The sequence below is a fragment of the Legionella birminghamensis genome (assembly GCF_900452515.1).
GTDB classification, from domain to species: Bacteria; Pseudomonadota; Gammaproteobacteria; order Legionellales; family Legionellaceae; genus Legionella_C; species Legionella_C birminghamensis.
This window is the reverse complement of the sequence record NZ_UGNW01000001.1, coordinates 2277095-2293958: the sequence shown is the minus strand read 5'-3', so window position 1 is coordinate 2293958 and position 16864 is coordinate 2277095. Positions and strand designations below refer to the sequence as shown.

Here is a 16864-nt window from a genome sequence, read left to right as displayed (position 1 = left end):
TCATCTACCTCTCAGTTAATTGTAAAAATCTCCATCTAGCCCACCAGTTATTAATCCTTTACCCACTCAAATACCTTAAAACTCTTTAGTTTCACTAGGGTTAAAGTTAAAAGTTTGTCTATTGTTTCGACGTTGGTTTAATTGATTCTTTACTGTTATTTTTCAGAACAGTATTCAGAAAGAGGTATTGGTTTCTTTGCAACCCTCAAATATTCATTATAATTTTTATGGCAACCTTCTTTTGCCTCTGCCTTTTTTGCATTTGCGTACTTAACAGCGCCAATGCCAGCACCAATCGCTGCTACAGCACATCCTTGTAGTTGTGATACTGCTAAAATTACTCCCATTAAAAGAGATAACGTTTTTAAAATTTTCATATTGATACACCTGATTGTTTGAATTTAATGCACTTTCTTGGGGTTGGGTATTTCGAATACATTACAACCGAAAATCCAAAACCCAATAGATGGGGAGTTAACTCCGGATTCTCCTTGTATTGCTCAGTTAAAAATTGAACTCCATCCTTAACGGATTTTTTTTCTAAGAATGGGTAATGATTTCTATAACACTTGGCTAACTTCTCTCCGGAAAATAATTCAAGGGATACCAGATAAGTTGCGAATGCTTGAGTTATAGCTGTATTACAAACGTCTTGATTTTGAGTGTAATTTTGATCTGTGCATGCCAAAATAAAGTCCTTACCAGTATATATTCCTGCAGAATAAGTTGGTTTGATAATAATACTAAGAACCATCAAAATTATTTTTTTGTCTAAAAACATAGCGCCATCCACTATAGTGTTAGTAACAAACATTATTGTGGCAGTGAACACCGGCTTTAGGATTTCCAGCCCGATGTCTTTTAACAAAAGTTCCATCTCTTTTTATACAAGGTTTAACAGTATGTGTTCTTCCATAAGAAGAACTGTATATTGGAGTTTTATAAGAATAGGAGTAGCCGCGTTTTGCATAACTTACAGATATAGATAATAAAGAAAAACAACAGAATCCTAACAATAAAAATTTTGCTTTCATGATAGCCTCATTATAAAAACATGAGTAACAGAGCCGAATTCTTATTGTTGATTTAAAGTAAAATAAAATTACTTGTCGGATGATAACAAATTAACCTGATGATCATATATTAATCACAGAGGCCGGATGGTAAGAAATCCTTAGTATCCTGTCAAGAAAAATATCAAGATTCTTTTAGCAAGCGTCGTCCGTATTAGACGAAGTCGTAATATGAGAAATCATCTTCATTAATGCCTATACAACCTAATAGATTTTTACCTGCATCTAGAAATACGTGGAACTAGTGGAACAAGTGGAACACTCTAGTAGTTACTGGACTTTGGATGTTTCACTATCAAAATCGACAGTGGAACGAGTGGGACAATTAATAGTCGTCAGACCAAACTTTATCAGTGAAAATATAACATCTAGGAATACCAATCCCTTTAATCCTTCGTTTTTGAGAGGCTTTTCCATCATTCCCAGGGACTATCCATCCTGCGTTAATAAGCACTTTATTCAGCATTTTAGGCTCAAATCCTTGGCAAATTTCCTTTCTGTACACTTCTGATAAAACCATATAGATACGGAAACCTTCATCATCAGTTCGATAAAAACCAGCTCGATTGTAAAGTCGTTCACTATTAGGATGATTTTCGCTTTCAAACCGACTTGCTCCTTCTTCGATTAATTCAGCACGCTCCGGCTTATCTTTTTTGCTTTGACGCTGCAAGTAGCTGTAGTACCCATTGCGCTGTACGCCCAATAATCGACACATCATAGCGATTGGCCAGCTCTTCTTCTGTTGGGCTATAAACTCATACTTCATTTCGTTTCTTGAGCAAAGAAGAGCGCCGCCTTTTTTAGGATTTCTTTCTCCATTTTTAGGCGTTTATTTTCTTCACGTAAACGGCGGATCTCCGCCTGTTCTTCTGACAGTTTTCCTTGCCCTCTAAACGCTTGACCATCTGACTCATTCGCTTCTTTTATCCACCGACATAGCATTTCATACTTGATCCCCAGGCTTTCTGCCGCTGCCTTGCGCTCATATCCTTGCTCTAGTACCAGGCTTATCGCCTCCAGTTTAAATTCTTTTGAATATTTTGCTCGTTTTGACATCTTTTTCTCCAGTTAAGGTTATATCTCTTAACTGGGGTGGTCGCTTCTATTAGACCACGTCATATTTTTTTGTTTCTTTAATTTGGTACACGGTGTGTTCCAAATTGGATAGACCTGATAAACATGCAGTTCTTCTAAATTAATTTGATTCGAATGTTTCGTTTATTTCGATTGATTTGCTATAATGTAAATTATAAGAAATTGATTAGTGCGAGGGTTTTATATGAGTTTACATCATATTCCAATTGAATTTGATCCTAAAAAAGAAAAGAAAATAGCGAAGAAATCTTGTAATCATTTGGAAAAGGCATTATTGCAAAATTTTAAAGGGCCAATTTTTTTAAATATAAATAATGAGTCTGTGGAGTTACCTGTATCTATTGTTAACCCTTTAGTTGATCTACTTAATGATATTTCAAAAGGACAACCGCCTAGCGAGATTGAGAAAGAAACATTAACTACCCAACAGGCAGCGGATTTGTTAAATGTATCCAGACCTTTTTTAGTTAAATTAATTGACGCTAAAGAATTGCCTAGTTTCAAAGTGGGAAGGCATAGACGAGTTTTTAAATCTGATTTATTAACCTATAAAGAAAACTCTTTAAAAGAGCGTAAGAAAATCTTACAAAAACTTGTGGATGAGGCCCAAGACTTGGATCTGGGATATTAATAATGGCGCATTTAGTTGTCTTTTGTGATGCATGTATTCTTTATCCCGCACCTATTCGAGATTTATTAATGGAGTTAGCACTTAATGATTTATTGCAATTAAAGTGGTCGCATAAAGTGTTAAATGAATGGATAGATAATCTACTTGAAAATAGACCTGATCTAAGTAGAGAAAGATTAGAAAAAACAGTTGCAGGTATGAATAATGCTTTATTAGATTGTCTTGTGGAGGATTATGAGACTATGGAAGCGAAATTAACTTTACCAGATGTTGATGACCGGCATGTCTTAGCAGCGGCTATAGTTTCTAAGTCAAAATTTATTATTACAGCAAACTTAAAAGATTTTCCTAATAAATATTTGTCAACATTTAAAATTAAAGCATGTCATCCTGATGATTTATTTTTGCGTCTTGCGAATAAAAATAAAGAGAGTTTCGCTGCATCAGTTAAATCATGTTATAAAAAACTGAGGAGACCACCTCAAACTCTAGAACAGTACATATTAACTTTAAAAGATAAATGCCAATTAATTAAAACCGCTTCTTTTGTTGAGCAGAATAAATCTTTCTTTGTTTAGAATGATAAGATTATTAGAGTTAGCATTTTAATGCTTCACGTTGAGTACAGAGAAGTTCAGTTCTCATTTAGTTGTAATGGATTGCTTGACAACTGAAAGTCTTTTTTATTCATGGCAGTAAGTTCTAAAATGGAACTTACTGAAACTCACATCTTTAGAGTCAGGTATTTCTGTGATTTTCAATTGTCCAAAATAAAGTATTTTCATCTTTGGCCAAAGGCTCATCTAAATTAACTGACGTGGTCAAGTAAAACGTTACAACCCAGTTAAGCTATTTTTTGTAACACCAATTTAGCTTGTTTTTCATACTGCTTGGGAGAAACATATCCTAAGAATGAATGAAGACGCTTGCTGTTATAATGCATAGCAATATAACTCAGAATATCCTGTTGCGCCTCCAGACGAGTCTGGTAGTTTTTCCACTGCACTAACTCTTGTTTCAAGGAGCCAAAAAAGCTCTCAGCTACGGCATTGTCCCAACAATCTCCCTTGCGGCTCATGCTCCCTGTACATCCGTGTTGAGTCAACAATCGAGTATAGGGTTTGCTGGCATACTGAACCCTCTATCTGAGTGAACAATCAGCCCACTCGCAGGCTTACGCTGCCAAATCGCCATGCTCAGTGCATCACAGACCAACTGGGCCTTCATGCGAGAACTCATGCTCCAGCCCACCACTTTTCGTGAATACAGGTCGATAACGACCGCCAAATAAAGCCAGCCTTCCTGTGTCCAAATATAAGTAATGTCTGATACATACGCTCGATTAGGTGCGGATACAGTAAACTGACGATTTAATTCATTATTAAATAATGGTTTTTTATGTTTACTGTTAGTCGTCACCTTATATTTCTTTCTATAACAAACCCATACACCAGCCTCTTTCATCAATCTACGCGTCTTCTTACGGCCAATTGGGTAGCCCAGAGCATTCAAAGCCTTCATAATGCGACGGCTTCCATAGGTATGCCTGGAACCCTCTGAAACCTTGTTTATCCACTCGATTAATTCAGCACGCTCCCGCTTATCTTTCTTGCTTTGACGCTGCAAGTAGCTGTAGTACCCATTGCGCTGTACGCCCAATAATCGACACATCATATCGATTGGCCAGCTCTTCTTCTGTTGGGCTATAAACTCATACTTCATTTCGTTTCTTGAGCAAAGAAGAGCGCCGCCTTTTTTAGGATTTCTTTCTCCATTTTTAGGCGTTTATTTTCGTCACGTAAACGGCGTATCTCCGCCTGTTCTTCTGACAGTTTTCCTTGCCCTCTAAACGCTTGACCATCTGCCTCATTCGCTTCTTTTATCCAACGACATAGCATTTCATACTTGATTCCAAGGCTTTCTGCCGCTGCCTTGCGCTCATATCCTTGCGCTCATATCCTTGCGCTAGTACCAAGCTTATCGCATCCAGTTTAAATTCTTTTGAATATTTTGCTCGTTTTGTCATCTTTTTCTCCAGTTAAGGTACATTATATCTCTTATCTGGGGTGGTCGCTTCTATTAGACCACGTCAAACCTCTACATTTGCAACCAAAGATTGAATGCGAGTTAGTAAATCTTGATTAATGGTTGTCAGAATTTTTGAGTTATTGAGAATGTCTTTAGCGATGAAATTCAAAAATTCAACAGTTATTGGATCTGGTTTCTTTGCTCGGGTCATAATGACATTACCTTATCAAGCGTAGTACATTCTATAAGAATCCACGAGGTTCTTTTTTTATTTGTTCTAGTGTGAGTATTTCTGCTGATTTTACTACTCCCATGCACTTTAAAATATAGTCCGTAATTAATTGCATTGGCTTTCTAAGGCGCTCAACATCAACAATAATATATCCAGCAGTTACATCATTACTCATCTTATGGTTCATTAACCGCTTCAATGCATAAGCAGGAATATCCAGACTTTCTGCAATGGTGATAAAAGTACGCCTCAAATCATGTACAGTAAAATGAGAGTTATAGTCGAATCTGGTGTATGGAAAAATAAATTAGGTGGCGTAAACTCCTGTTGATTGTTCCGGAAGAACATAATCAACAAAAGGAAAATACGCCATGAAGGATTGTAATCTGAAATCAGTATCTACACCAGTTGAAAAAATCACTGATCCATTAACCGAATTATTAAGGAATGGTGCACGTGATTTAATTAAGCAAGCGGTTGAAGCAGAGTTATGCGCCATGCTTTCTGACTATGAGGATTTAAAGCTAATCGATGGCAGGCAAGCCGTTGTGCGCAATGGATATTTGCCGGAGAGAACGATTCAAACAGGCATTGGTGATGTCATTATCAAGGTACCCAAGGTGCGGGATCGAAGTGGTTCAGGGATTCAATTTAATAGCAATCTACTGCCACCCTATTTAAGACGTACGAAGAGCATTGAAGAATTAATCCCCTGGCTCTATTTGAAAGGCTTATCGACGGGTGATTATTCGGAAGCATTAGGTTCACTATTGGGAGAACATGCAAAAGGCTTATCCCCAAATACAGTATCTCGGCTAAAAAGCCAATGGCTTGAAGAGCATCAGAGCTGGCAATGTCAGGATTTAAGTCAAAAGCGTTATGTTTATTGGTGGGCTGATGGTATCTATAGCCAGGTTAGAATGGATGACCGCTTATGTTTGCTGGTTATTATTGGTGTTACGGAATATGGTCACAAAGAGCTGGTTGCTGTGAGTGATGGGTATCGTGAGTCATCGGCAAGCTGGGAGGAGTTGCTCACGAGCCTGCGACAAAGAGGTCTTACACATTCACCAAAATTGTCTGCTGGTGATGGTGCACTGGGCTTTTGGAATGCGCTGAGTAAAGTCTATCCCGACTCGCGTCATCAGCGCTGCTGGGTGCATAAGACGGCCAATATTCTCAATAAATTACCAAAATCTGTGCAGCCAAAAATAAAAGACGCGCTGCATGACATTTGGATGGCACCGACTCGCAAGGACGCTTACAAGGCTTTCGATAACACATTGGAATTATTCAGTGCCAAGTACCCCAAAGCAATGGGTTGCTTGAGTAAAGATCGAGAGGAACTGCTTGCGTTTTATGATTTTCCCGCAGAACATTGGATTCATATTCGAACAACAAATCCAATAGAATCCGCTTTTGCGACTGTGCGCTTACGTACAAAAAAATCGCGTAATTGTGGCTCGAGAGATAGCACGCTAGCAATGGTGTTTAAGCTAATGGAATCCGCTCAGAAGCGGTGGATAAAAATTAGAGGGTTTAACCTATTAACACTGGTCGTTAACAACGTTAAGTTTGAAGACGGAGTGCAGGTTGTTGAACAATCAGACAGGAAGGCCGCCTGATGAAATTTTGGTCATACACCAGAATTGACAATAACTCTAAAATGAACACCGGAATTTTTTATCACGTGTGCCATTGTCTTACGTGGTTCAATAATATGACCTGCTGCACCCGGTCCCGGGAAAATATAGTCATTAATTGCTTTTTCTTTTCTGGCAATCAGTAGATCATAAAGAAAGTCAGAAAGGGGGAGGGTGTGGGATTCATTGTTTTTGGTTTTATTGATAGTGAATGATTTTGCTTTTAGGTCGAGATCAGACCATTTCAAAGTCGCTGCTTCTTGTCGGCGTAGACCTGTTAATAAGATTAACAACAAATAATCTCGTAATGTATCGTTTTGGATTTGCTGTAAACCAGCATACCATGCGGCTAGTTCATGAGACTTTATATAGGTCTTGCGTCTTTCAATGCGATACCAGGCGCGTGTTTGGGACAGGCGTTTTACTGGGTTATCGATGAAAAGAGAGTGACCACTGTTGTCTTCATATTGGCCAGCTGCAAAATTGAATAAGGCTCTTAGGATTCTCATGGCAAGATTAGCATAGGCTTCTCCATGTTCATTGCCCAGCTTTTCGTGATATTTAGCTACGCGATCTCTGGTGATCGATAACATTGGTTTACTCTTCCAGCTTGTGAAGGCTTTATCTAATATGTGTTTGTAATTATCTATAGTTCTGGGTTTTAAGTTCTTTCTGGTTTTTAGGTAGTCTTTAAAGACTTGATTCAAAGTTATATCTCGAACCTCAGTTGCCTTCTTCTCAGCAACTGGATCAATGCCCATGGCGATTTGCCCTAAAAGATGCAGGGCTTTGTTTTTTGCCATTTCAGCAGTCAATTCCGGGTAATGGCCTAAAGTAATTCGGCAGCGTTTCTTATTTATGAATTTTTCAACGAAAAATGCTTTTGCCCCTCCAGAAGTAACACATATGCCGAAGCCTTTCAGGTTATCATCGTAATATCTTTTTTGTGTCGTTTTTCCTACTTCCGTTGCTTGAGGAAGAGGGAGGTTTTCTACGTTTGTTTTGTTTATTTTCATAATTAAGTTTTACACTTGTTTTTGAATGTGTCGCAACTGTGTCGCACTTGTGTCGCACAATTATTTAAAATCCATTAATAGAACTTTTAACGTAATAATGCTGTAACATCAAGTAAATAAAGGGATATTAAAAGAGTTTCAAAAAGTGTCTAAGTGGCTAAAACCCATAATTCACTAATTCGTAATCAATAGGCCAGCGGTTCGATTCCGCGCAACGGCATAACAAAATCAATAAGTTACAATTTTTATTTCAGGGGTACATTCTAGCCCCAAGTGCGACAGACATTTTTATACTGCTGTATATAGAGTTCTTTAGGCGTTTTATGGCCAATACATTTCCTCGGGCAGCGGTTCATTTGATCAGCTATTAAATCTAATCCCTGTTGGGTCATCAGTTCAATTTTTGCATTTTTGGATAGATAACGTCTTAAGCCTCCATTCATATTTTCATTGTGCTCGCTAAAGTCAGAAGTGAAAAACTTTGACATTGAAGTGGGATCCACAATCCATGTTTATTAGATCAAAGAGACATCTAATAAACATGGGATGTGATAAAAAAGTGCATTGACTAGTTTGGCTGTTGACCGCTCTAAATGTATTTTATGAACAATTTATCGGTCCAAATCACACTGGCTTGTCTAAAGCCATGCATTAATTATCGTATTTTTTACCGTATTATGTGTATATTGTGATGTATGATTGAAGTCAGTCCAGTTTGAGAAAAAGTTGTTCTATCCTGTGCGCGTTTAGAAGGAACAGAAACTTGCTTCCTATAGATAGACTGGATTAAGTGGAATCACACTAGCCATTTATGGCCATCGGCTTTACGAGTTAATGGCTTGACTTTTTTGGGGACACCTGAATGAACGACGCTATTTTAAATGACATCAATCTGCTTTTATACGGCTATAAACAATTAAGCTGGCTTACGCGTTGGTCTTTTCCAAATGAGCTTGCTATAGCATTAGACGCCTTTGATGCTAATAATCCCACGGCACAGCAGGCAGCTAAAGTCTACGGTGCTTATTTGAACAGCACCGGTGCTTTTACCCGCGGGCTTGTTTCTTCCATAGCTAAACTATCAGTCTTTTCTTCCAAAAGGGAAATAAAGGATCAAAATATGGTCCCTATGACTGACTCTAATTGGTTAATGAGTTTTGAACAAGCCGATACTAACCGCCAAGCGCTAGGACAGTCTTACAAGCCTGGCGATGTAGCGCATGGCCTGGCCATCCTTCACAATGCCGGTCTCTTGACCGGGGAAAATAACCGGCAAGTGCTAGTGCGATCTGATAGGCCTGGGAATATTGCCCCTGTCCTAAACATCTTAAACAACGCAGGGCTCGTACAGTTAGAAGAAGCCGAAGAGCCAGAGCAACTGAATGAAGCTCAAAGCACCCATACAGCCAGTGTGCATGCAGCAACCGATTTAACGATGTGGTTATTAGCCAGTAAATACCTGCAATCGGATTCGCGGCCTGCTGTTTCAACCTGGAACGAGATTGGTACGGCGATTGGTGCTTTATCGCCCTCTGCTGATTTGCCAGCTGAGGTCATTGCCGCTGCCAACCGGGGCATGACAAGGCTTGGGCGCACTCCAATTAACCTCACTGTGGATGCAGAAAAAAAAAGCGCTTGGCTTAAATCTGATAGCCAAACTTCAATTAACCAGCCATCCTGAAATAAGCCTCTTATTAGCAACGATGCAGGCAGACAAAGACAAGTCCCTGACTGTTCCATTAGCTGATTTTATACGCTGGTTATGGACCGAGGTTAAGGATAAGCCTGATTTTATTGTGCCCTTTGCTCAAGCGCTCTATGAAATTCAGCGTGGTTACAATCTTAATAAGCAAGGCATTGATATGGGTGGTAATGATAAACCCATTTGCTATGGTGGTACGGCCAATAAGTTTTGTGAAAAACTTTCAAGCTTATCGCCGTTAATCCAGTTTCTTTATGTTAATAAAAAAACCATTACTAAAAAGCTTAAACAATTAACCGAGGAAGCCACTTTTGGCTTTATTAAAGAATTACGCAACCAGGCCATAACAGGTAGTGAAGCAGAGCGGGAGAGGTTTAAGCAGGTTATTGCCCAATTAACTGATGATGAGAGGGTTAGTATCTTATTAAAGGATGTTTTTACAAAATCGGCCATCGCTAGTGCGGTGAACAACGAGTTTAGCGGTCGATGCCGTGAGGAAGACCTGGTTAAATGCGTGGAGGATTTCCAGGCAGCGTTACCATATTTACAATTTGCTGACCAAAAGGAGCTCAATACCCTTGTTCGTCCACTACCCGATAAAATCCAAGCAAGTGCCAGCCGATTGAACACATTTTTTCAATCATCAACCAACAGTACGGACAATGACCCAATACAGTTTGGCTCATCCAATAGCCAAACCTTTTTGCTTGAGGATGAAGAACTGCCAAAACAATCGCACCGCCCTTAATCTCAAGGAATGAGGAAGGGGCATTAGCAAGGTGTTAAGGGTAAATATGTGTAGACACTTTGATTTAGCAAAAGTAGGTTGAACTGCTTTCTGTAAGTCGGTTCTTAAGAGCGATCTGCTGGAGCGATCTGGTCGTTCCAGCAATAGTTATTTTCAAATTAACAGATTCCTGCTGTCGTTTTCCCATCCAGCAAAGGGGAGTTTTCTGTTTGAATCTGCATATATAATCACCACGAAAGTCAAAATACCCTAAAGTTTATCTCCGCACTAATTACCGTATTTTTTACGGTAATATGTGCATAAATTACGATGTATGATTGAAACCAATCCAGAACGAACAATGATCCCTCGGGCATGTGCGGGTTTATTAATAACATAGATTCATTATTAGAGTTAGGAAACTTCTACTTAATGATGGAAGGTTATTGTGTGGAAAATGGAAAAGAATAACTGATTAGCGAAGACATGGAATCCGTCCATACATAAGTTTAAGCAGCTCCAACCTTTTTTTCCCATAGGCAGACTGGATTAAGTGGAATCAAACTAACCATTTATGGCCATGGGATTTACGCGTTAATGGCCTGATTTTTTTGGATACACCTAAATGAATGATGCTATTTTAAATGACATTAATCTGCTTTTACACAGCTATAAAAAATTAAGCTGGCTTACGCGTTGGTCTTTTCCCAGTGAGCTCGCTATAGCATTGGACGCCTTTAATACCAATAATCCCACGGCGCAGCAGGCAGCCAAAGTCTACTATGCTTATTTGTACAGCACCGGTGCCATTGCCCGCGGGTTTGTTTCTTACATTGCCAAACTATCTACATTTACCCTCACAACAAAGAGTCCAAATATGGTTCTCATTACGAACCCTAATTGGTTAATGAGCTTAACGAAGATAGTTAAAGCGGTTAACTCAGAAGAAATTATGCCGGCTATTAACCGGCCTAACTTCTCTACTGATGAGAAACTCCATGCTAACCTACTAGCAGTAGTTCAGTCCGCTAATCCTAGAGAGGCAACGTATGGCCTGGAAATTCTTAACAACGCTGGCCTCTTAACTAATGAGCAAGCTGATTCTAACCGGCAAGCTTTAGTGCAGTCTGCTAATCCCAGAGGGGTTGCGATTGGTCTAAAAGTTCTTAACGAAGCCGGTTTCTTAGGCGATTATCGTGCTGATGCTTTCCGACAAGCTATAATTCATTCCGCTGAACCCTGGGAGACGGCCTATAGCCTTATAAATCATTATAATGCTGGCCTCTTAACTGGTGAGCAAGCCAATGCCAACCTGCAAACGCTAGTGCAGTCTGCCAAACCTTGGGATGTGGCGATTGGTCTAAAAATCCTTAATAAAGCCAGACTTTTAACCACTGGACAAGCTGATGCAAACCGGCAGGCGCTAGTGAAGTCTGCAAATCCGAAGGGGGTTGCGATTGGTCTAAAAATCCTTAATAAAGCCGGTCTCTTAACCGGTGAGCAAGCTGATGCCAACCGACAAACGCTAGTACAGTCTGCTAATCCTATAGATGCAGCGTATGGCCTGGAAATTCTTCATAAAGATCGCTTCTTAAGCGATGAGCAAGCTGATGTTAACTGGCAAACGCTGGCGGAGTCTGCAAATCCTGGGGACATGGAGATTAGTCTGAAAATTCTCAAGCAAGCCGGCCTCTTAACCTGTGAGCGGGATGACGCTAATTGGCAAGCGCTAGTGCAGTCTGCTAATCCTATTGGTGTGGCGATTGGCCTAAAAACTCTTAACAAAGCGGGCCTCTTAACCGGTAAACAAGCCAATACCAACCGGCAAACGCTAGTGCAGTCTGCTAATCCTAGAGATGTGGCGTATGGCCTGGAGATCCTTCATAGAGATCGGTTATTAAGCGGTGAGCAAGGCGATGCTAACCGGCAAGCGCTAGTGCAGTCTGCTAAACCTGAGATTGTGGCGCATGGCTTAAAAATTCTTAGCTATGCCGATCTCTTGACCGGTGAGCAAGCCGACGCTAACCGGCAAGCGTTAGTCCGGTCTGCTAAATCCAGGGATGTGGCGCGTTGCCTGGAAATCCTTAACAAATCCGGCCTCTTAAGCGGTGAGGAAGGCAATGCCAACCGTCAAGCGCTAGTACAATATGCCAATCCTAAGGAGATGGCAGATGCTCTAAAAATACTTGAAGTCGACTTCTTTAAAACAGGTCTATTAAGTGGGGAGCAAGCCAATTTCAACTGGCAAGCGCTATTACAGTCTGCCAATCCAAAGGAGACGGCGCATTACCTGAAAATCCTTGGCAAAGCCGGCCTCTTAACCCGTCAGCAGGCTAATGCTAACCTGCAAGCGCTATTACAGTCTGCCAATCCAAAGGAGACGGCGTATTGCCTGGAAATCCTTCACAAAGCCGGCCTCTTAACCGATGAGCTTGCCGATGCCAACCGGCAAGCGCTAGTAAAGTCTGCAAATCTTAAGAAGGTGGCAGATGCACTAAAAATCCTTAAAGAAGCCGACTTCTTTCAAACAGGTCTATTAAGTGGGGAGCAAGCGAATGCTAACTGGCAAGCGCTACTGCAGTCTGCTAAACCTGAGGATGTGGCGTATGGCCTGGAAATGCTTAGCAAAGCCGGCCTCTTAACCGGTAATCAAGCCAATTCTAACCGGAAGGCACTAGTTCAGTCCTCACAACCTGCTTTTGTGGCGTATGGCCTAAAAATCCTTGATGAAGTTGGTCTCTTAACCGGTGAGCAAGCCGATGCTAACCGGCAAGCGCTGGTGCAGTCTGCAAACCCTGAGTCTGTGGCGTATGGCATAGAAATGCTTAACCAAGCTGGTCTTTTAAGCGGTGAGCAAGCCGATGCCAACCGGCAAACCCTAGTGCAGTCAGCTAATCATAAGGAGGTGGTGGAGGGTTTGAAAATCCTTAACAAAGCCGGTCTATTAAGAGGTGAGCAAGCTAATTCTAACTTGCAAGCGCTAGTGCAGTCTGCACAACCTGCGTCTGTGGCGTATGGCCTGGCAATCCTTAACAAAGCCGGCCTCTTAAGCGGTGGGCAAGCCGATGCTAACCGGCAAGCGCTAGTAAAGTCTGCTAATTCGGATGGTGTGGCGTATTGCCTTGAAGTTCTTTACCACGCAAGCGTCTTAAGCGGCGAACAAGCTGATGCTAGCTGGCAAGCGCTAATTCAGTCTATTAATCTTGTAGATGTGGCATGTGCCCTAAAAATTCTTAACGAAGCCGGTCTCTTAAACTGTGAACAAGCTAATGCTAACTGGCAAGCGCTAGTGCAGTCTGCTAATCCTGAGGATGTGGCGAAGAGCCTAAAAATCCTTCACAAAGCCGGTCTCTTAAGTGGTGAGCAAGCCAATCCTAACCGACAGGTGGTAGTTCAGTCTACTAAACCTGAATTTTTGGCGTTTAGCCTTGAAATCCTAAACGAAGCTGGTCTCTTAAGCGATGAACAAGCCAATGCTAACTGGCAAGCGTTAGTGCGATCTACTAATCCTCCCGGTATGGCGAAGGGCCTAAAAATTCTAAACGAAGCCGGCCTCTTAAGCCGTGAACAAGCCAATGCGAACTGGCTGGTGGTAGTCCAGTCTGCTAATCCTGCATCTGTGGCATATTGCCTTGAAATACTTAACGAAGCCGGTCTTTTAACCGGTGAGCAAGGCAATTCTAACCGGAAAGCACTAGTGAGGTCTGCTAATCCTCAGGAGATGGCGTATGGTCTGGACCTCCTTAACAAAGCCGGCCTCTTAAGCGGTGAACAAGCTGGTGCTAACTGGCAAGCGCTAGTTTTGTCTGCTAAACCTTGGGATGTGGCGTATGGCCCTACAAGCCTTAACAAAGCCAACCTCTTAAGCCGAGAGCAACATGATGCTAACCGGCAAGCTTTAGTGCAGTCGGCTAACCCTGCTGCTGTGGTGAAGAGTCTTAAAATATTAAACAAAGCCGGTCTCCTAACCGGTGAACAAGCCAATTCTAACCGGCAGGCTGTGGTGCTGTCTGCCGATCCTAAGGAGGTAGCTTATGGGCTTAAAATACTTGGCAATGCCGGTCTTTTAAGTAGTACGCAAGCCGATACTAACCGGAAAGCGCTAGCTCAGGCTGCTAAGCCTAAAGATATGAATACAGTTCTGCTCAGTCTTAAGGAAGCGCGGCTGTTAACCGGTACTCAAGGCCAGGCAAACTATATAGAGCTCGCGGTTAATCATGTCCAGTTATTAACTCACGAACGACTAATGAACTGCTGGAGGAATACGCCTGAGCACTTGCTGACCCAGGCTCGCTTTAACGAGATACTTAGGCTTGCGAGCAGGTATCAAAATAACATAGAAGCCGGTATAACCGCACTGGAGCGCTATTTTAACAGACTAGTTAACCTGCAAGAAACCGAAGAGCCAGAGCAACTGAATGAAGCTCAAAGCACTCATACGGCTAGTGTGCATGCGGCAACTGATTTAACGATGTGGTTATTGGCTAGTAAATACCTGCAATCGGATTCTCAACCTGCTGTTTCAACCTGGAGCGAGATTAGTACGGCGATTGCCGCTTTATCACCCTCTGCCGATTTGCCGGCTGAGATGATTAACGCTGCTAACCGGTGCATGACAAGGCTTGGGCGCACTCCAATCAACCTCACTGTGGATGCAGAAAAAAAAGCGCTTGGCTTAAATCTGATAGCCAAACTTGAATTAACCAGCCATGCAGAGATAAGCCTCTTACTAACCACTTTGCAGGCAGACAAAGACAAGTCCCTGACTGTTCCGTTAGCTGATTTTATGCGTTGGTTATGGACCGAGGTTAAGGATAAGCCTAATTTCATTGTACCTTTTGCTCAAGCGTTCTATGAAATCCAACGTGGCTATAATCTTGATAAGAAAGGCATTGATATGGGTGGTAGTGATAAACCCATTTGCTATGGCGGCACGGCCAATAAGTTTTGTGAAAAACTTTCAAGCTTTTCGCCGTTAATCCAGTTTCTTTATGTTAATAAAAAAACCATTACCAGAAAGCTTAAACAATTAACCGAGCAAGCCACTTTTGGCTTTATCAGAGAATTGCGCAACCAGGCCATATCAGGTTGTGAAGCAGAGCGGGAGAAGTTTAACCAGGTTGTTGCCCAATTAACTGATGATGAGAAAGTTGGCACCCTATTAAATGATGTTTTTACAAAATCGGCTATCGCTAGTGCAGTGAACAACGAGTTTATCGGCCTATGCCGAGAGGAAGACCTGGTTAAATGCCTGGAGGATTTCCAGGCTGCTTTGCCTTATCTACAATTTGCTGACCAAGAGGAATTCAAGGCTCTTGTTCGTCCACTACCCAATAAAATCCAAGCAAGTGCCAGCCGATTGAACACATTTTTTCAATCATCAACTAACAGTACGGACAATGACCCAATACAGCTTGGCTCATCCAATAGCCAAACCTTTTTGCTTGAGGATGAAGAACTGCCAAAACAATCGCACCGCCCTTAATCTCGGGAATGAAAAAGGGGTATTAGCAAGGTTTAAGGGTGAGCATGTAATACACTGATTTTATCGAGAGTCGGTTGAACTACTTCTATCAGTCTGGTTCTTAAAGGAATGGGCTGGAGATCTGGTCGTTTCAACAATAGTTGGAATGTCGCCTTCGCTCATTATTAATAGTGATCATAATATTTTCCCTAAAGCAGTATTAGCCGGGGAGCTCTCATAACCATCAGGATCGTTAAAGGGCATCTGGATATACCCATGGTTTCTATAAAATTTCAGAGCATTTGGCGGGGATTCAATATGTAAACTTTTATACCCCTGACTTTTAAGCCATTTTTCGCATAATCCTAAAAATTGACTGCCGTATTGGTGATTTCTTTTCTCCTCCTTAATAACAATAATACGCATGGCTACCCTGTGATGGGGCCATAGTTGAAGGTGAGTATAACCAATAATTTCGGTACCTTGATATAAAACCCAATGAGTATGTGCATCATTATCAAAAGTCCAGGTGTAAGGATCTGCAAGTCCAGCCTTATCAAAAAAGTAAAATTGCCTGAAGTGGCGCAGCATATTCCATTCTCGTGTAGTTAATGCTTTAACCATTCTTAGTCCATTAAATCCTGTTTTCTTATCAATACTTGTAATAAACTCGTCCTTACCTAAACAATAAGCATCTATATCATCAGGATATTTATGCGCTAATCCTTGTTTTAAGAGAGCATAAGCCTCCCTGTCTTCTGAATGATCTCTCATCCAATCGCGAAATTTTAAATGCCGCTCAATCTCGGGGCTGCCCACCTCAAAGACATGAACATGATGAGTTCTTTGTTTACCTCCTTTTTGGAAATATCGACGGAAAGGCATACCATACTCACCTTTAGCTTCATACCCAATTGCTAACATTGCAGCATTAGCATGTTCTACTCTAGTGATATCTAACACCACAGGTATCATGTCGATTACAGGTTTTGCAGCGAGGCCAGGAACAGAGGTTGATCCAATATGATGGATCTCAATGCAATTAGCTCCCAAAGCAACTTTAATTTCTTTTGCTTCATCAGCAAACTTTAGAGGCCAATTGATATCATAAGGTACCACCTGGACAATTCGATTTTGATTGATAGACATGAGTTATTTCCGTTTTTATGCATTTCAATACTTCGGGGTTTTAATTATTCCAGTAGGAAAACATTGCAAATTTAAGCCCTCAGAAGCATTGACTACTCCCA

Annotated in this window: 10 protein-coding genes and 5 pseudogenes; 6 read left to right on the top strand and 9 right to left on the bottom strand. The window is 41.2% G+C overall.

The features are described from left to right. Nucleotides 1-155: 155 nt before the first annotated feature. The 3 genes and pseudogenes from DYH42_RS09645 to DYH42_RS09630 all read right to left on the bottom strand — a co-directional run. Nucleotides 156-377, bottom strand: a complete 222-nt coding sequence (locus DYH42_RS09645) for a hypothetical protein (RefSeq protein ID WP_011946179.1) — start codon at nucleotides 375-377, stop codon at nucleotides 156-158. After that, nucleotides 374-877 (bottom strand): hypothetical protein, encoded by a 504-nt coding sequence (locus tag DYH42_RS09640; protein ID WP_058523928.1) that lies wholly within the window; start codon nucleotides 875-877, stop codon nucleotides 374-376. The genes DYH42_RS09645 and DYH42_RS09640 overlap by 4 nt, the downstream gene beginning before the upstream one ends. 857 nt (nucleotides 878-1734) lie before the next feature. Next, nucleotides 1735-2132 (bottom strand): annotated as a pseudogene (locus tag DYH42_RS09630) (transposase); the annotation flags it as partial. 223 nt (nucleotides 2133-2355) lie between these two features. Between DYH42_RS09630 and DYH42_RS09625 the strand changes: the two are divergent. After that, a complete protein-coding gene (locus tag DYH42_RS09625) occupies nucleotides 2356-2802 on the top strand; it encodes a helix-turn-helix domain-containing protein (protein WP_042637187.1) in 447 nt (148 codons plus the stop codon). A 2-nt stretch (nucleotides 2803-2804) separates the two neighbouring features. Further along, a complete protein-coding gene (locus DYH42_RS09620) occupies nucleotides 2805-3380 on the top strand; it encodes a PIN domain-containing protein (RefSeq protein ID WP_040146624.1) in 576 nt (191 codons plus the stop codon). A gap of 266 nt (nucleotides 3381-3646) precedes the next feature. On the opposite strand, the pseudogene DYH42_RS09615 reads toward DYH42_RS09620, so the two are convergent. The 3 genes and pseudogenes from DYH42_RS09615 to DYH42_RS09605 form a co-directional block, all read right to left on the bottom strand. Beyond that, nucleotides 3647-4828: pseudogene (locus tag DYH42_RS09615) on the bottom strand (IS3 family transposase). Nucleotides 4829-4891: 63 nt separating this feature from the next. Continuing rightward, complete coding sequence (locus tag DYH42_RS09610) at nucleotides 4892-5041, bottom strand: type II toxin-antitoxin system PrlF family antitoxin (RefSeq protein ID WP_115317041.1); 150 nt, start codon at nucleotides 5039-5041, stop codon at nucleotides 4892-4894. A gap of 31 nt (nucleotides 5042-5072) precedes the next feature. Further along, a pseudogene (locus DYH42_RS09605) lies at nucleotides 5073-5333 on the bottom strand (integrase); the annotation flags it as partial. Nucleotides 5334-5433: 100 nt separating this feature from the next. On the opposite strand from DYH42_RS09605, the gene DYH42_RS09600 reads away from it, so the two are divergent. Further along, nucleotides 5434-6687, top strand: a complete 1254-nt coding sequence (locus DYH42_RS09600) for an IS256 family transposase (protein ID WP_115317039.1) — start codon at nucleotides 5434-5436, stop codon at nucleotides 6685-6687. A 32-nt stretch (nucleotides 6688-6719) separates the two neighbouring features. Here DYH42_RS09600 and DYH42_RS09595 read toward each other — a convergent pair. Together DYH42_RS09595 and DYH42_RS09590 are read right to left on the bottom strand one after the other, a co-directional pair. Further along, nucleotides 6720-7721, bottom strand: a pseudogene (locus DYH42_RS09595) (tyrosine-type recombinase/integrase); the annotation flags it as partial. A 263-nt stretch (nucleotides 7722-7984) separates the two neighbouring features. Beyond that, nucleotides 7985-8173 (bottom strand): annotated as a pseudogene (locus DYH42_RS09590) (IS30 family transposase); the annotation flags it as partial. Between the two features lie 410 nt (nucleotides 8174-8583). On the opposite strand from DYH42_RS09590, the gene DYH42_RS09585 reads away from it, so the two are divergent. From DYH42_RS09585 to DYH42_RS09575, 3 genes are all read left to right on the top strand, one after another. Next, the gene (locus DYH42_RS09585; protein WP_058523386.1) at nucleotides 8584-9402 is read left to right on the top strand and encodes a hypothetical protein; all 819 of its coding nucleotides are present in this window, start codon (nucleotides 8584-8586) and stop codon (nucleotides 9400-9402) included. Further along, complete coding sequence (locus DYH42_RS09580; protein WP_058523387.1) at nucleotides 9338-10171, top strand: hypothetical protein; 834 nt, start codon at nucleotides 9338-9340, stop codon at nucleotides 10169-10171. The genes DYH42_RS09585 and DYH42_RS09580 overlap by 65 nt, the downstream gene beginning before the upstream one ends. Nucleotides 10172-10775: 604 nt before the next feature. Continuing rightward, on the top strand, nucleotides 10776-15635 hold the full coding sequence (locus tag DYH42_RS09575) for a hypothetical protein (protein WP_058523388.1): 4860 nt from the start codon (nucleotides 10776-10778) through the stop codon (nucleotides 15633-15635). Between the two features lie 174 nt (nucleotides 15636-15809). Here DYH42_RS09575 and DYH42_RS09570 read toward each other — a convergent pair whose 3' ends face one another. After that, nucleotides 15810-16763 (bottom strand): bifunctional GrpB family protein/GNAT family N-acetyltransferase, encoded by a 954-nt coding sequence (locus DYH42_RS09570; protein WP_058523389.1) that lies wholly within the window; start codon nucleotides 16761-16763, stop codon nucleotides 15810-15812. Nucleotides 16764-16864: the final 101 nt, after the last annotated feature.

Excerpts from the sequence above, each read along its gene's own strand:
- DYH42_RS09645 (WP_011946179.1), bottom strand. The coding sequence starts at position 377 with ATGAAAATTTTAAAAACGTTATCTCTTTTAATGGGAGTAATTTTAGCA.
- DYH42_RS09640 (WP_058523928.1), bottom strand. The coding sequence starts at position 877 with ATGGAACTTTTGTTAAAAGACATCGGGCTGGAAATCCTAAAGCCGGTG.
- DYH42_RS09625 (WP_042637187.1), top strand. The coding sequence starts at position 2,356 with ATGAGTTTACATCATATTCCAATTGAATTTGATCCTAAAAAAGAAAAG.
- DYH42_RS09620 (WP_040146624.1), top strand. The coding sequence starts at position 2,805 with ATGGCGCATTTAGTTGTCTTTTGTGATGCATGTATTCTTTATCCCGCA.
- DYH42_RS09610 (WP_115317041.1), bottom strand. The coding sequence starts at position 5,041 with ATGACCCGAGCAAAGAAACCAGATCCAATAACTGTTGAATTTTTGAAT.
- DYH42_RS09600 (WP_115317039.1), top strand. The coding sequence starts at position 5,434 with ATGAAGGATTGTAATCTGAAATCAGTATCTACACCAGTTGAAAAAATC.
- DYH42_RS09585 (WP_058523386.1), top strand. The coding sequence starts at position 8,584 with ATGAACGACGCTATTTTAAATGACATCAATCTGCTTTTATACGGCTAT.
- DYH42_RS09580 (WP_058523387.1), top strand. The coding sequence starts at position 9,338 with ATGCAGAAAAAAAAAGCGCTTGGCTTAAATCTGATAGCCAAACTTCAA.
- DYH42_RS09575 (WP_058523388.1), top strand. The coding sequence starts at position 10,776 with ATGAATGATGCTATTTTAAATGACATTAATCTGCTTTTACACAGCTAT.
- DYH42_RS09570 (WP_058523389.1), bottom strand. The coding sequence starts at position 16,763 with ATGTCTATCAATCAAAATCGAATTGTCCAGGTGGTACCTTATGATATC.